The organism is Bradyrhizobium sp. AZCC 1588, assembly GCF_036924735.1.
Lineage (GTDB): Bacteria > Pseudomonadota > Alphaproteobacteria > Rhizobiales > Xanthobacteraceae > Bradyrhizobium.
In genome coordinates this window covers 4115494-4131262 of the sequence record NZ_JAZHSC010000001.1, presented here as the reverse complement: position 1 = coordinate 4131262, position 15769 = coordinate 4115494, and the positions used below count along the sequence as shown (strand labels likewise).

Sequence of the window (15769 nt, the reverse complement as noted above, 5' to 3'; positions counted from 1 at the left end):
GCACGCCTCGTTGCGGCGTGCGCCGTCCTCGATGCGGATGCTGCCTCCCACCCCACCACACCTCAAATGCGGTCATAGATGTCCTGCACGCGGACGATGTCGTCCTCCCCGAGATAGGCGCCCGACTGGACCTCGATCAGGTTGAGGGGAACCTTTCCGGGATTCTCCAGACGATGCATGCATCCCAAGGGGACGAAGATCGACTCGTTCTCGCGCAGCAGGATTTCCTCGTCGTCGCGCGTAACGATCGCGGTGCCGTTCACCACGACCCAATGTTCGGCGCGGTGATAATGTTTCTGCAGCGACAGCTTGGCGCCGGGATTGACGGTGATGCGCTTGACCTGAAACCGCTCCCCGGCATGGATCGACTGATAGTATCCCCAGGGGCGATGGACGCTGTGGGTCTGGGTTGCCGAGCGATGGCCGTTTGCCTTCAGGCGCTCGACCAGTTTTCCGACATCCTGGTCGCGTTTCCGGCTGGTCACCAGCACCACGTCCGGCGACGTGGCGATGACGAGATCCTCGACGCCGAGCGCCGCAACCAATTGCCCGTCGCCCCGCACGTAGCAACCCGAAGCATCTTCCACTACCGCATCGCCAATCACGACGTTGCCCGACGAATCCTTCTCCGCCATCGACCACAGGGCCGACCAGCTTCCGACATCGCTCCAGTCGAACGTGGCGGGAACGACTACCGCGTTGTCGGTCTTCTCCATGATCGCGTAGTCCATCGAGATGGTCGGACAGGCCTCGAAAGCGCGCTCATCAAGCCGGAGAAAATCGAGGTCGCGGGTTGCGCCCGTCAGCGCCTTGCGACAGGCGGCCAGGACCTCCGGCGCCCGGTGCGCCAATTCGTCGATGAACTGACGCGCCGGCAGCAGAAATATCCCGCTGTTCCAGACATGCTCGTCGCAGGCCAGCAGGCGCTCGACCGTCACCAGGTCCGGCTTCTCGACGAAGCTGGCGACGTTACGAATCGGAGAGGCGGCTTCCAGCTCATCGCCCATCCGGATATAGCCGAATCCGGTCGCTGCCGACGAAGGCCGCACACCGAACAGAACGAATCGGCCGTAGCGCGCGGCTGTGATGCCCGTCGATATGGCGGCGCGAAACGCGGCGTGATCCCGCACCCAGTGGTCGACCGGCATCGCCAGTATCACGGCGTCGGGATCGGCCTCGCTGGCGAGCAGCGCTGCAACCGCGACCGCAGGAGCGGTGTTTCTTCCGAACGGCTCGAGCACGATGGTCGGGCGATCGACGCCGACCGCGCGCAACTGCTCACCGATCGCAAAACGATGCTCGGCGTTTGCGATCACCATCGGGTCGGTAAACAGCGAGCGATCGTCGACCCGTAGCGCCGTTTGCTGCAGCAGAGTGTTCTCGCCGAGCAGCGAGAGCAGTTGCTTGGGATAGGTTTCGCGCGAAAGCGGCCACAGCCGCGAGCCGGCGCCACCGGACAGGAGAACGGGTACGATACGGCCGCGCGGCTCGATCATCGGCATTGCATGGTCCTTCGATGTTGCGACGTTGAGCTCGGTCAGAATCCGCTTCCCGACAGGAATTCTTTGCGGATCGTGCGGATGATGATCATGATGTCCATGCGCAGCGACCACCTCTCGATGTAATCGAGATCGTAATCGATCCGTGAAACCGCCGGACCGAATTCGGCCGTGCTTCCCCTGCAGCCGCTGACCTGCGCGAGCCCGGTAATGCCCGGCCGCGCCGTATGCCGCTGAAAATAATAAGGCACGAGGTGTTCGTAGGGCAGATCCGCGGCCAGCATTCCCGGCACATGCGGCCGCGGCCCAACCAGCGACATGTCGCCCTTGATCACGTTGATCAGTTGCGGAATTTCGTCGAGGCTGGTCTTGCGCAGAATTCGCCCCACCGGCGTCACGCGCGCGTCGCCCTGAACCGTCTGCCTTACGCCGCGCACATCACCCGCATCCGCGCGCATGGTGCGGAACTTGTAGATCTTGAAGCGGCGATTGCGATAGCCGTATCGATACTGGAAGAACAGCACCGGGCCCGGCGACGTCAGCTTTATCGCAACTGCGATGACGATCAGGAGCGGCGCGAAGAACAGTAATGCGCCGCTTGCCGCAGCAATATCGAACACACGCTTCGCAAGCGACGAGGACGGTTCGTTTCGTGCCCTTCGGCGCGACCGCCGGCGGGCTCGATACGCGCCATGCGTACCGCCGCCGGCAAATTCGACAGGACGGACTGATATCTCAGTTCGCTCTCTTCGAATCGGTGCAACGTTGCTCCTCGGCGCAACGTCGCTCCGATCGAAGTTGGCTGTCACGATGGAGGCCATGACTCTCCTCTCTGCGGGAACCGGACTGTGAATCAAGCGCGTGGAATTCACCCGACAGCGAGTGCGACGATTTCGCAGCAGCGAACGTCCGCACTTCGCGGTCGCTAAGACTTTCCAGAATCTTGAGCGAAGTTTGGCGCAAATGCGAAAACGGTGCCGCGCCACCACGGAACTGAATCGTTAACGAGATTTGTGCGACGCGATATTCCGATTTGTTCGGAGATGCTTAGACTCGATTTGCCTGGTTAATGAGCTGCGCGTGACTCGAGGCTGCCATGCATAATCGAAAAGCGCGGAACAAATTCCATTGTTCGATTCTCGACGAATGTAGCTTCGCTGCACGGGCAACAAATGCCTGTCTCGTCGTTGTTTTGATCGAGTTTGTTAATCGAAAGCCAAGCGATCTTCTGCAGCCTGACGACTGGTAGTGACTAAGGCGCACGGGCTGGTGCGGTGGTCGCAACGTTTGGAAAGAAAACAGAGACGGCAGCGATTCGCGAGCCGTCCACCTTGCGGAACGCTTTCCAGGGAGGCGCCCATGATGGCCGAACGTCTGCACAGCCGTGCGCTGGTGCCGCACGGCACATTGTCGTCCGATCGCAGGCTGAGGAACCTCATCATCATCGCGAACGCGGTTGCGTGGATTGCGATCGTGATCCTGATCTGCCTGCTCTTTTTCTAATCTATTACTTGTGGCTGCATCTCGGCGCATGGTGTCATGGATTGACCGCCGCGCGGTTCCATGATCGACATCGCACACCATGCACCAAACGTCTGCGGGACCTTCACGCTCCGTTAACGCTTCAACGCCTGCCGATACACGCATCTATGCGGTCGGCGACATCCACGGCCGCGCCGACCTGCTGAGCGAGATCATTGCACGCATCGACGATGACATAAGGCGTCGACCGATCGCGCACACGGTCGAGATCTATCTCGGCGATTATGTTGATCGCGGACCACACTCCAGGACGGTGATCGACCTGCTCACAGTCAGACTCGTTGCCCATCACGCGGTATGTCTACGCGGCAACCACGAGGCCGTGATGGAAGGGTTCCTTCAGGATCCGGCCATCCTGCAGTATTGGCTGCCACTAGGCGGCACGCAGACGCTTGCATCGTATGGTGTTGAACTGCATGACGAAACCGCGACGGCGAACGAAGTGCATCGCCGCTTTCTCGACGCGTTTCCGCGTGCACACGAACTGTTCATGCAGTGTTTGCGCAATCAGTTCAGGTGCGGCGATTTCCTGTTCGTGCACGCCGGCATTCGTCCGGATGTCCCGATCGAGCATCAGGATCCCAACGACCTGATTTGGATTCGCGATGCGTTCCTGGACTCTACACGGGATCACGAACAATTCATCGTGCACGGCCATACGCCGGTGCCGCATCCGGATATCAGGCATAACCGAATCAACATCGATACTGCTGCGTGGCGAACGGGAACACTGACCTGCATTGCGATCGAAGGATCGGCGATCCTCTTCCTGTGACTCGCATGCAACGTCTCGTTAACGCATGCGCGCATATTGGGCACATGGAACTTCGTCATCACATTCTTTCGCCGTTTTTGCTTCCCTATCATCCGCGGCTGTTACGTGCATTCATGGAGATGCAGCCATGCAGCAACGGTCGTCCAGCGCCGGCCCGACGCTTCCCTCTCTTCTCTTCGTCCTTGTAATCGCCGGCATCAGTGCCGGATTTTCGATTCGTGCTTCAGCACAAACGCCGCCATCCGCATCGTCTGCGGAGCGTTACGTTCTCGGTCCGAACGATCGAATCAGGCTGAAGGTCTACGGCGAACCTGACATCACCGGCGAGTATGAAATCGACAATGGCGGTCAAGTTTCGATTCCGCTCGCCGGTCTCATCAAGGCTGCAGGCGCCACGACGCGGCAGCTTGAAAAAGCGATAGCATCCGCGCTTGCAAAGGGAATCGTGCGCGATCCGCGCGTCAACGTCGAGATCGCGCAGTATCGCCCGTACTACATTCTCGGCGAAGTGAAGAAGAGCGGTGAATATCCATACCGCAATGGGTTGACTGTCATGGACGCGATCGCAAGCGCCGGCGGATTCACGTACCGCGCCAACGAAAACAAGGTCTATCTGCGCCGTGCAGGTGCCGGTGCGGAAGAGACCCACCCTCTCGATGCTCCCGTTCCGGTCTATCCCGGCGACAACATTAGGGTTCCGGAACGCTACTTCTAGCGTCTCGGAATTCAGATGGAGTGCATGCGCCCGTGAGCGGATGATGGCGCGCATGTTGCGCTGTTGTCACAGTTCGCATTTTGCACATGCGAAATATTTTGCGACGCGAGGAAAACTTTTTCCGGCAAGGCGCGTTGCAAGCGAGCGCATCACTTCAATCTCACAACTCAAAAACCTTGCGCCCGCGTACCGAGTAGAGGCCTGCCGTTCTTATGCGCAGTCGACGATCATTATTTGAGCGATGGGCCTCGCCCGATAAGTGTTCGCCGCCTTCGCGTTCCCGCAAGGGATGGGTGATGGGATTCGATTCTGCATCGCTGAATACGTCTGAGGGAAGCGGAGAGCGATCGCGTTCCATAGGCGTGCCCGGCCGATGCCGCTTCAACCTGTTGCCTGCTCCGGCGGCGGCCATCCTGCTCGGTCTCGGATCGTCCGCGAATGCACAAGCCATTCCGTGGACCGGAGAGTTCGCTTCACCCTGGAACGCGCAGAAGATCTTTGAACCGTCATCGCTGCCGGACAGGACCGATCCGGACAACCGCGAAGAGATACCGCCCGAGGACATGCCGGTGAAAAAGCGGCAACAGCCTGGCTATGAACCCATCGGTATTCGCGCCGGCTCCTGGATGTTCAACCCGTCGCTGACCGCCGGCACTTTTTACGACAGCAACGTCTTTGCGTCGAACACCACCAAGCGTTCCGACATCGCGGCGGTGATCGAGCCCACCCTTCGCGCGCACTCACTATGGGGACGGCATGGCGTTGATCTGAAGCTGAATGCGCAGCAGACGCTCTACAACCAGAATTCGAGCCTGAACCAGACCAGTGCCAGCCTGAAGGGCAACGGCTGGCTCGACATTACGAAAGACACTATGCTGCTGAGCAGCTTTCAGGTCGCGCATCTGAACGAAGGCGTCGGCACGCTCGGTTCGCCCAGCAACGCGATATCGCCAACGCCGTATAACCTGATGTCCGGCGACGTCACGCTGCGCAGGGAGTTCAACCGGCTAACGACCTCGATCGGCTTCCGAACCGATTCCTACGACTTCCAATCGACGCGCGCGCAGGACGGCACCATCATCAACCAGGATGCCCGCGACGGGCAGATCTATGCACTGCACAGCCGGATCGATTATGCGATCTCTTCCACCCTCGGCTGGTTCGGCGGCGTGGAAGGCAATCAGCGCGATATCAAGGGAACGCCGGGCCATACCCTGGATTCGCAGGGTTATCGCGCGCTGTCCGGCATCACCGTCGGGCTGAGCAACCTTGTCACCGGCGAATTCGGCGCCGGTTACGTCCAACAACGTTTCGACGATCCGTCGATCGGCATGGTCGAGGGTCCTTCCTATCGTGCGCGGCTGACATGGCGGCCCACCCGGCTGCTCGACGTGCATTTCAATGCCGAACAGCTCGTCACGCAGACCTCCGACACCAGCGCCACCGGCGTGCTTGCGAATGCGGTTCAACTCGGCGTCGACTACGAACTGCGGCGCAACGTGATCGTATCGCTCGCGGGCGGTTACGAGAACGACCGGTTCTTCGGCCAGGTCCGCAAGGACAACGTGCTGACATCAGACACGCGGGTCAAATATCTCATCAACCGCTTCGGCGCCGTTTCCGCCTACTACCGCTACACCAAGCGCGACAGCGACGTTCCCGTCTTCAGCTTCGACAAACACTTGGTAGGAATGAATGTTACAGCGCAATTCTGACCTGCCCTATGTGGTCCCCGACGAGCCTCCGGTTCGCCCCGCGGAAAGCTGGCAGTATCCGACCGTCGATCTGCGCGAGATGGGCCGCATCCTGCGCCGTCGCTACAGGCTGGTGGTTCTGCCGGTCGCCGTCCTGCTCGGGTTGGCGCTCACCTATCTGATGCTCACGACTACTTTATATACGGCGACGTCGACCGTACTGGTCGATCCGCGCCGCGCCAATGTCGTCGAGACCAATCAGTCCGTGCTGTCGAATTTCGGCACGGACGATGCAACCATCGAAAGCCAGACACTGCTGATTCAGTCGGTTGCGATCCTGGTGCGCGTCGTCGGCAAGCTGAAGCTGACGGAGGATGCGGAATTCAAACCCAAACCCGGCCTGCTTGATCCGATCAGACGGCTATTCAGCATGTTCGGCAGCAGCGGGCCAAGCGACGGTGCAAGCGCCGAAGACGCCGCCAGGGCGCGGTCGGTCGAGATCCTTCAGAGACGGATGAAGGTAACAAGGCAGGGCACCACCTTCCTCGTCGATATCGCCGTCAATTCGGAATCGCCGCAGAAGGCCGCAACCATCGCCAACGCGGTTGCGGACGCCTATTTCGACGAGCAGGTCCGCGCCAAGCACGACGCCACGCGTATCGCCGCAAACTGGCTCAACGGTCAGATCGACGAGTTGAAGTCACGAGTCGTTGCGTCCGAGAAAGCGGTCGAGGACTATCGTTCGGCCAACAACCTGATGGTCTCGCAGGGCGTAACCCTCAACGACCAGCAGCTCACCGACATCAACAACAAGCTGATCGCCGCGCGCGTGCAAACGGCGGAGGCGCGGGCAAAGTACGAGCAGGTCCAGGATATCGCGAAATCAGGCGGCGATCCCGGCGGCATCAACGCGGCCATTTCCTCGGAAATGATCACCAAACTGCGCACGCAATATGCCGACATCGCCAAGAACGAGGCGGATCTGTCGAGCAAATACGGCGCGCGTCATCCCCTCGTCGCCAATGTGCGGGCGCAGCGGCGCGACACCCAGAAGCTGATCAACGACGAAATCCGGCGGATACTGGACAGCACGAAGCACGACTATGACGTCGCGCGTTCGCGTGAGATGTCCCTGCAGCAGAACCTGGACCAGCTCCAAGGCGTGTCCACTTCCTCCGGCCAGGCGCAGGTGCGCTTACGCGAACTGCAGCGCGAGGCCGAAGCCAGCCGCACACTCTACGAATCCTATCTGGCGCGCTCCAAGGAGACCACCGCGCAAGAGAGCCTGGAGATGCCGGATTCCCGGATCGTGACCAAGGCCAGCATCCCGATCAGGCCGTCGTCACCCAAGACGATGCTGATCCTGGGGCTTGCCCTGATGCTCGGGCTCGGGGCGGGCAGCGTGCTGGCCTTCCTCACCGACTATCTCGACGGCCGCATCAAGACACTCGAACAGGCCGAATCCATTGCGGGTGTCCCGGCCCTTGCCGCGGTTCCGTTGATCGGCACGCGAGAGCTGGCCCGTCTCGCGCGGCGCGGACGCAGCGAACTGGACAACTACGATCCGAAGACCACCAAACTGCTGCCGCCGGCGTTGCAACCGCCTTTGACGCGTTACGCGATCGACGAGCCTGGCACGTTCTTCGCGGAGGCCATCCGCGCGGTCCGCCTGTCGCTGCAACGGACGATGCGGTCGCAGCCGGTGAAGGTCGTGCAGGTCACCTCGGCACTCGACAGCGAGGGCAAAACTACGCTTGCCATCAACCTGGCGCAGTCGTTGGCGACCCTTGGCATCCGAACGCTGCTCATCGATGGAGACCTCCGCAATCCACAAGTGACCCGTTCCCTGTGTCCGCGCACCGAAGCCGGACTGCTGGAAGTCGCGATCGGACACGTCGCCCCGGAACACGCCGTCCTCGTGGATCAAAGCACCGGGCTCTCGGTGTTGCCGTCGACCAGGATCAAGCAGGTCGAGTTCATCACCGAACTGATGTTCTCCGACCGGATCGTCGACGTGCTCGATTATTTCCGCCACCGCTACGAATTGATCGTGATCGACTCGCCGCCGCTGGTGCCCCTGGTCGATGGCCGCGCGCTCGCCGAACTGTCCGATCGCATCATCCTGGCGCTCGCGTGGGACCAGACCCCCCGCGAAGTGCTGTCCCATGCGATGGACCTGCTGTCCCCCGTCAGTGACCGGATCATGGGAACGGTGCTGACCCGCGTCGATCTCAGCCGCCTGCAATTCTATGACTATTACCGCAGCTCGGCCTACCTGAAGCCGTACGGCACCGCGGGCCTGCATGCCGGAGCGGCGCGGTGAGAGCGCGCGGACCGTTGAACGGATCGGCGGGTGTCGCACGGGTGCATCCTCGCCACCCTGCTTCACCGGCAGTGCGGGCAGCTTCTCCTATGAGTGTGCGCGCCGCGATTGCCGACGCGTTCATCGAACGGATCGCGACCGGCGTGATGCTGCTGGCCGTCATGGCGACCTTCACGCTCTCGTCCTCCGTGCTGACCAACTGGAAGATCCACTATTTGACGTCGGGCGGAAATTTTTTAGAAAAGCTGCACCCGGCGACTTATTTCATTTTGCTGGCATTCTCCCTGCTGTTGATGCGCAGCCGCGGACCGGTCGGCGAGATCAACCGGATGTTTTCCGAATCGAAGCTGCTGCTGGCCTATCTGCTCTGCTGGCTGTTTCTGCTGGTCCAGGTGATCGTGCTCGCACGCCCGTTCACGGTCATCATCGACACGTTCCTGCTGCCTATCCTGATCGCGATGGTGATGTGGCAGTTGTCGCCGGCGCAAAGGCGCCCGGTGGCCTGGGCCATTCACCTCACGATCCTGCTGAATGTCGTGCTCGGATATTATGAGTATTTCTCCGGCCATCGGCTGATCCCGCTGACGCTCGGCGACATCGTGGTGATGGGCGAATGGCGCTCTGCGGCGCTGCTGGGTCACCCGCTCACGGCATCCGGTATCGTCGGCGGCTACGTGCTGGCGCTGGCGCTTCGCCCGGCGATTTGTCCGCCGATCCTGCTGCGGCTGCCCTTGATCGCGTTCTGCCTGGGATCGCTGATGGCGTTCGGCGGCCGAACGGCGCTGGTCACGGTACTGGGAGTCCTCGGGCTGATCGGAGCCTTCGAGGTGGTGCGCCTGATACAGGGAAAGCGAACACAGCTTCCCGCGGCCATTCTGGCCATCTGCGTGCTGTTTGCTACAGGCGCCATCGTCTTCGCGGCGCTCGATCTCGGCATTTTCGACAAGATGCTGCTGCGCTTCTCCTCCGACAAGGGCAGCGCGCTGGCGCGCTTCGCCACCTTCAACCTGCTCTCGCATTTCGATTGGAACGAACTGATCCTCGGCCCCAACCCCGTTCGAGTTAATGCAATGCAGTCGCAGCTCGGCCTCAACTACGGCATCGAGAACTTCTGGATTTCCGCCATCGTCCAGTTCGGCCTCATCCATACCGTCGTTCTGACGATCGGACTGATCTGCTTCTTCGTCGAATTGCTGCGCCGTTCGAACGCCGCGGCATGGGCGATCGTGCTGCTGATCATCGTCATCGCCGCGAGTTCAGTAAGCTTCTCGTCGAAGAACATTCAGCTCGCGCAGTTCGTGATCCTCATTTCGGTCCTGCTGCCGCGTGAGCAGCGGCGCATCGCCGCGCCCCCGCAAGTCCGCGCGCCTGTCACCTACCGGTCCGTTCCGGCATAACTTTAGGATTCCCGTTCGTATGGCCATCTACGTCGACAACACCCACCTCGGACGCCACGTCACCGGTCTCGAACGCATTACGCTGGAGCTGTTCTCCGCCGCAGCGCTTGCGCCGCTCGATGTCGTGCCGGTGACGGCGAAGGGTCTTCGCCAGATGTTGACGACACAGACGCTGGGCCTGCCGATGCGGCTCGCCGCGTCGTCGTCGATCCTGCTCTGTCCCGGCTTTCCGCCCAGCCCACTGCTGCGGCCGTTCGCATCGCGGGTGCTACCCTATATCCACGATGATTTCCTGATCACGCGGCGCGCCGAGCTCAACATGCGGGCGCGTCTCTATATGGCCGGCCCCTTCAAGCTCGCGCTGCGCCACTATCCGCGCTTTCTGGCCAACTCCGGCGATACCAGGCGCAAACTTGCCGCGCATTGCCGGTCCGATGCCGAAGTGACGCTCTATCGTCCCGCGGTGCGCAACGTGTTCGGCCTCGACCCCGGACAGCGCGGCGAACGGAGCGCGCGGCCCCAACCGCTTCGGCTGATCGCGCTGGGCACGGTCGAGCCGCGCAAGAATTTTGCAGCGGCGGCGAAAATCCTCGACGCGTTGCGCATGCAGGGATTTCCCGACGCTACGCTGGATATCGTCGGAAGGCCGGGATGGGGCAACGACTGGCAAGCCCTCGAGAAGCAGCCGGGCGTTACGCTGCACGGATATCAGTCCGCCGACCGCGTCAATCAATTGCTTGACGCCGCCGACCTGTTCATCTGCACCTCCCATGACGAAGGTCTTGGCTTGCCGCTGCTGGAAGCGCAATACGCCGGCCTGCCGATCATCGCCCCCGATGCCTCCATCTTTCGCGAGGTGCTCGGCGAGTCCGGCATCTACATCGATACCGCAGATCCTGCTTCGGCGGCCACGCGGATCGCGGCTGCGCTCTCGAACGAGGACTGGCGCGCCGGCTACGTGGCGCAGGCACTACGGAATCTGGCGCGCTGGAACGATCTGGCCTGCGGCGACCGCGAAAATGTCATCAGCCTGATTGCCCGCCTTGCTCACCTCCAGGGAAGCGCTACTCCGGAGTACCGCCGCCTTGCATGACACCAGCGCCACAAGGCACCAGGATGGATTGCGGATCATCGCGGCCGGCGCCGTGGTGATCCTTCACTATTCCGACTACTTCAAGGACTTGCCAATCGGCCGCTTCATGGTCGCGCACACCTGGCATTTCAATCTGTTCGTTGACCTGTTCTTCGTGGTCTCCGGCTTTGTCATTGCCCGTCAATACTTTGGCCGCGTGGACGACGCCGCATCGATCGGCCGCTTCCTGTGGCGTCGCCTCGCCCGCATCTATCCGCTGCATCTCGCCACGCTCGCCTTCTATGTGGCGCTTGCCGGCGCACTCCATTTCGGCGCCGCGCGGACGGACAACCCGGCCCGTTATCCGCTTTCCGATCTGCCCGCGCAATTCCTGCTGCTTCACGCGTTCATTGGCGAGCGCCTGACGTTCAACTTCCCGAGTTGGTCGCTCTCGGCGGAGATGTTTTGCTATCTGCTTTTTCCGCTCGTCGCGCTGATTGCGCAACGTCGCAAGGAGGCGGTTATTGCGCTCGTGGTCCTTACTGCGCTCGCCAATTCGCTTTGGGCATCGGCTGCCGGAACGGCGCCGTGGGCCGATTGGATCAACCAGGGCGGCGCCTTCAGGGCGCTGCCTGCCTTCAACCTCGGCATGGCCGGCTATCTGTTTCGCGATCGGATCGCGCGTTGGCCTGCGATGCCGGGCGCGCTGGCGGTCTCGCTAGCGGCGTTCATCCTGTTCGGCTCCCTGCTGCCGACGACGACCGCGCTGCTCGCGGTCTACGCCATCGCGATGCTTGCGATTCAGGCCGACTGCGCCGAACGTGAGACGCTGCTGTCGCGGCTCGGCTTCGATCGCTGGTCGTCGCTGACCTATTCCTGTTACATGCTGCATATCCCGGTTGCGACCGTCGTCATCACCCTTGGATCGCGCCTGCTTTCCTTATCGGAGCATGAACGACTGATTCTGGCGCCGGTGGCGATCATCGTTCTTGCATTTGCGAGCGTCGTCTCGCTGCGCACGTTCGAAACGCCGCTGCGGCGATATCTGACCGAAGTTTACGACCGCCGCGCCCTCAAACATGTGCCGTCTCCCGCGATCTCGCGGCAGGAGAGCACATGATGACGGTCGTCGAACGCGTATCAGCAAACCTGCCATCTCTGAGCGTCTCGCGCGCCAGGGCACAAAGCCGCGATAGCGTCGTCGACACCATGCGCGGGATTGCCATTTTGATGGTGATCGGCATCCATTCGCTGCCGCAGCCGCTCGACGCCATCTGGGCAAAATCACTTGATGCAGCGCTACGGCCCTGCGTGCCGGTGTTCCTGTTCGCTTCCGGATATCTCACGACGCTTTCCGGCCGCGTCCCGCTGGCAAAGCGGTTAAAGGCGGCCCTGGTCCCTTACGCGATCGCGTTCGCTGCCGCCTACATCTACATGGCCCTGCATAATCCGGCGATGGATCATCGCATCGGCACGACGCTCGCCCGGTTCGGGCTAGCATACGTATTCGTCTACTATTACGTCTTCGTCTATGTCTGCTGCACGCTCGGTCTGTGGCTCGTTTTTGCGGCCGGCGGGGACGGACAAACCGCTTCAAGGCAACGGACCACCACTCTGCTGCTGCTCTCGATCGGCTGCGGTTTGCTTGCCGGCAGTTATTTGGATCCCGCCATGTCGAGGCTCGGAGCGTCGGAGGCACAGCTCGACGAAATCCGCATGCGCGACATTCCGTTCTGGTTTTCGTTTGCCGCGCTTGGCGCGCTGACCGCGATGTTCAGAGACCTGCTCGAACAGGATATGCGCCGCGCGCTCCTTGGCGCCGCGCTGGCCGCCTATTTGTTCTATGCCGCCGTGCGCATTCTCAACCTCGGCGACGCCGCCACTTACGATTCGACCGCCTTCTTCCTCTATGCGGCCCTGTTCTGCGTTTCGTTGTTCGCCATCCAGCCGAAATCCCCGCTACTCGGGTGGATCGGCTCGGGCAGCTACTTCATCTATCTCTGGCACATCTTCATCGTGATGGCGCTGCGCGATCACGCCGGGCTGCGCCAACTCGGCGGCGTTGCCAGCTTTGCCGTTTCCTATGGCTTGACGGCCCTCGTCTCTGTCGCGGCGCTGCTCGCCGTACGGCAACTCGCCTCGCCCCGAATCTGCCGCTGGCTGGGGGCTTGAGCGATGCTCCTGAAGCACACTTTGCTCTATCTGCCCGCGCAATTCGTCGGACCGCTGTTCCAGCTTCTGGCGATGATCGTATGGACGCATGTCGTCGACGAACACACGCTCGGCGTCATCACGCTGATTACGGCCACGCACGAATTGCTGCAGATCGGCCTTCTCGCCTGGTGGTCGCAGTTTGCGTTGCGTTTCCTCGGACGGTACCAAGACGTCAACGACGCGCCGCGCTTCTATCGCACCGAAAATGCGGTCCTGCTGGCGTCCCTCGCGTTGCAAAGCGCGGCCGTCGTCGGAATCCTGCATGTGGTCATCGCGCCCGGCGCCGGAACGGGTCTTCTGCTCGCCGCCATCGCCTATGTGATAACCCGGTCGCTCAACCTCTACATCGGTGAACGCGCCCGCGCGCGGCAGCAGATCCGCGTCTACACGATCCAGCAGGTGTTCGGGCCATCCGTTGGATTTGTCGTGGGCCTGGTGTTGATCAAACTGCTTGGCCAATCCCCGGATTGGCCACTTGCGGGTTACGCGGCCGCGCAACTTACGGCCGCGCTCATCGTCCTGCCCTGGATCGGCTGGGGTCACCGCTTGTGGCCGATCGACCGGGAGATCGTGGTCCACGCCCTGCGCTACGGCATTCCGCTGATCATCGGCGGCGCGCTCGGCTGGGTCGGCCTCAATGCATCGCGCTTCATCGTCAACGAAATGTCCGGAGTGGCCGCCGCCGGTCTGTTCGCCGTCGGCTATGGCCTCGGCCAGCGGGCCGCGGCGGTCGCGGCCATGCTTGTGACGGCAGCGGCGTTCCCGCTGGCGGTGAAAAGCATGGAGCAACACGGCGACCAGGCCGGAATGCGCCAGCTCGCCAACAACAGCGCTCTCCTTGTCGCAATCCTGGCGCCAAGCCTCGCCGGCATCATCATACTGAGAACGGAGATCGTGCATCTCCTGATCGCAGCGCCGTTCCAAGCGGTGACGCTCGCTATCCTGCCGCTTTCCACGCTCGCCGGCGCAATCCGCAACCTGCGCGCCCATTTCGGCGACCAGGTCTTTCTCCTGCAAAATCGCACGCGCTGGATGATGGCCATTGCCGCAATCGACGCGTCGATGACCGTGGTGTTGAGCGTCTTGTTCCTGCCGCGATGGGGACTGCCCGGCGTCGCCGGCGCCACGGTGCTGGCGGCGCTGGCCGCCGCCACCGTGAGTTTTTCAATCGGGTTTACACGATTTGGCCTGCGCCTTCCGGTCGGCCATCTCGTACGCATCGCATTGGCCACCATCGCCATGGCGGCCGTGCTGCGGATATTTCCGGAGGCCCGAACGACCCCGATTCTGGCGGCCCACATTGCGGCAGGCGCTGCCACCTATTTCGCAGCGCTTGCCCTGCTCTATGCACCGTCGCTGGTGCGGATGCTTCGGCCACGCCCACAGCATTCAGGAGCGTGAGCGCATTCGACACCCCCGGCGCCTACGACTTTCTGGCATTCTCGAACGCGCGCGCCATCGCGAACCAAAGCGGCTTCTTCTGCATCGACGAATCGAACGGAAGCGGCCGAGGTAGCCGTTGCGCGCGTGGATCCTTCTTCTTCGCCGCGTCGGTATAGAACGAGTAGTTATCGGCGAGCTCCCACGCGATCACCATTTTGACGGCCGGCACCCGAAGCGCGTTGGTCAGGAACTTCTCCGCCGTCTCGGCGATCATGGCATCGCGCGCTGCGATGTCGTCCGGAAACGTGTCGTCGCGCACGTCGAATTCGGTCAGATAGATATCGACGCCACGTCCGGCGAGGGCGTGAAGGAATTCGGTAAACCGTCCGGGATCGTGCGGGTAGCGAGGCTGCAGGTGACTCTGCAATCCGACGGCATGCAGCGGCACGCCGGCATGCTTCAGTTCGTCGACCAGTTGCAGCAGGCCGCGACGAACGGCGAGGCCGACGTCGTCGTCGCGTTCGCTCTGCGCCTCGTTGAGAACCAATTTTGTCTTTCGGTCGATCCTCGCCACGCGCTCGAAGGCACGGCGCACATAGCCGGTACCGAATGTGTCGTACCACGGACCGAGCCGGTAGCCGCCAGGCGCCTTGTGCCCAGGCCAGAACGGCTCGTTGACGACATCCCATGAGTGCAATTTGCCTACATAGCGAGCAGCCACCTCGTCGATATAGGAATCGAAAAACCTCTCACGCTCGGCACCGCTCATGCTCTTGATCCATTGCGGAACCCATTCGTTCCAGATCAAGCAGTGACCGCGCATCGGAATGTTGTGATTCGCACAAAATTGCAGCAGACGATCTGCGCTCTCGAATCGCTTCGGCCCCGGTTGCGGCGCGATGGTTCCCATCTTCATCGCAATGTCCGTTGTAACGATGCGCACCTGCGTCTGATACAGCTCGCGATACGCTAGATCCTTGTCGATCACCGGACCTGCAGCCGCGCCGAACACGATTCCGTTACGAGCCGCGATGACGCCGAGACTCTGCGCAGGCTGCGCGGCGAACGCTTCCTTCCCGCACGAAGCAACGCTTGCTCCTGCGATGAGAGCAAGCGCATCTCGCCTCGACCACTGCTGCATAGCTGATCTCCATG

General features: G+C 61.8%; 13 protein-coding genes. 10 read left to right on the top strand and 3 right to left on the bottom strand.

The genetic code is table 11. The features are described from left to right. Positions 1 to 62: 62 nt before the first annotated feature. A complete protein-coding gene (locus V1277_RS19385; RefSeq protein ID WP_334376931.1) occupies positions 63 to 1496 on the bottom strand; it encodes a mannose-1-phosphate guanylyltransferase/mannose-6-phosphate isomerase in 1434 nt (477 codons plus the stop codon). 41 nt (positions 1497 to 1537) lie between these two features. Further along, positions 1538 to 2119 (bottom strand): sugar transferase, encoded by a 582-nt coding sequence (locus V1277_RS19380; RefSeq protein ID WP_334370378.1) that lies wholly within the window; start codon positions 2117 to 2119, stop codon positions 1538 to 1540. A 739-nt stretch (positions 2120 to 2858) separates the two neighbouring features. Between V1277_RS19380 and V1277_RS19375 the strand changes: the two genes are divergently transcribed. The 10 genes from V1277_RS19375 (at position 2859) to V1277_RS19330 (ending at position 14632) form a co-directional block, all read left to right on the top strand. Next, positions 2859 to 3002, top strand: coding sequence for a hypothetical protein (locus V1277_RS19375; RefSeq protein WP_334417684.1), 144 nt, complete (start codon positions 2859 to 2861; stop codon positions 3000 to 3002). A 79-nt stretch (positions 3003 to 3081) separates the two neighbouring features. Next, positions 3082 to 3816 carry a metallophosphoesterase family protein gene (locus V1277_RS19370; RefSeq protein ID WP_334417683.1) on the top strand — a complete coding sequence of 245 codons (735 nt, stop codon included), beginning with the start codon at positions 3082 to 3084 and terminating at the stop codon, positions 3814 to 3816. Between the two features lie 25 nt (positions 3817 to 3841). Then, positions 3842 to 4531 (top strand): polysaccharide biosynthesis/export family protein, encoded by a 690-nt coding sequence (locus V1277_RS19365; RefSeq protein ID WP_334417682.1) that lies wholly within the window; start codon positions 3842 to 3844, stop codon positions 4529 to 4531. Between the two features lie 296 nt (positions 4532 to 4827). Further along, a complete protein-coding gene (locus tag V1277_RS19360; protein ID WP_334417681.1) occupies positions 4828 to 6246 on the top strand; it encodes an outer membrane beta-barrel protein in 1419 nt (472 codons plus the stop codon). Beyond that, positions 6227 to 8548, top strand: coding sequence for an AAA family ATPase (locus V1277_RS19355; protein ID WP_334417680.1), 2322 nt, complete (start codon positions 6227 to 6229; stop codon positions 8546 to 8548). Before V1277_RS19360 ends, V1277_RS19355 begins: the two co-directional genes overlap by 20 nt. A gap of 89 nt (positions 8549 to 8637) precedes the next feature. Further along, entirely contained in the window at positions 8638 to 9945 is a 1308-nt protein-coding gene (locus V1277_RS19350) for a VpsF family polysaccharide biosynthesis protein (protein ID WP_334417679.1), read from the top strand. Between the two features lie 19 nt (positions 9946 to 9964). Further along, a complete protein-coding gene (locus V1277_RS19345; RefSeq protein ID WP_334417678.1) occupies positions 9965 to 11038 on the top strand; it encodes a glycosyltransferase in 1074 nt (357 codons plus the stop codon). Further along, positions 11031 to 12137 (top strand): acyltransferase family protein, encoded by a 1107-nt coding sequence (locus V1277_RS19340; protein ID WP_334417677.1) that lies wholly within the window; start codon positions 11031 to 11033, stop codon positions 12135 to 12137. Before V1277_RS19345 ends, V1277_RS19340 begins: the two co-directional genes overlap by 8 nt. Further along, complete coding sequence (locus V1277_RS19335; RefSeq protein ID WP_334417676.1) at positions 12134 to 13189, top strand: acyltransferase family protein; 1056 nt, start codon at positions 12134 to 12136, stop codon at positions 13187 to 13189. Before V1277_RS19340 ends, V1277_RS19335 begins: the two co-directional genes overlap by 4 nt. 3 nt (positions 13190 to 13192) lie before the next feature. Next, positions 13193 to 14632, top strand: a complete 1440-nt coding sequence (locus V1277_RS19330) for a lipopolysaccharide biosynthesis protein (protein ID WP_334417675.1) — start codon at positions 13193 to 13195, stop codon at positions 14630 to 14632. A 22-nt stretch (positions 14633 to 14654) separates the two neighbouring features. On the opposite strand, the gene V1277_RS19325 is transcribed toward V1277_RS19330, so the two are convergent. Further along, positions 14655 to 15755 (bottom strand): endo-1,4-beta-xylanase, encoded by a 1101-nt coding sequence (locus tag V1277_RS19325; protein WP_334417674.1) that lies wholly within the window; start codon positions 15753 to 15755, stop codon positions 14655 to 14657. Between the last annotated feature and the right edge of the window lie 14 nt (positions 15756 to 15769).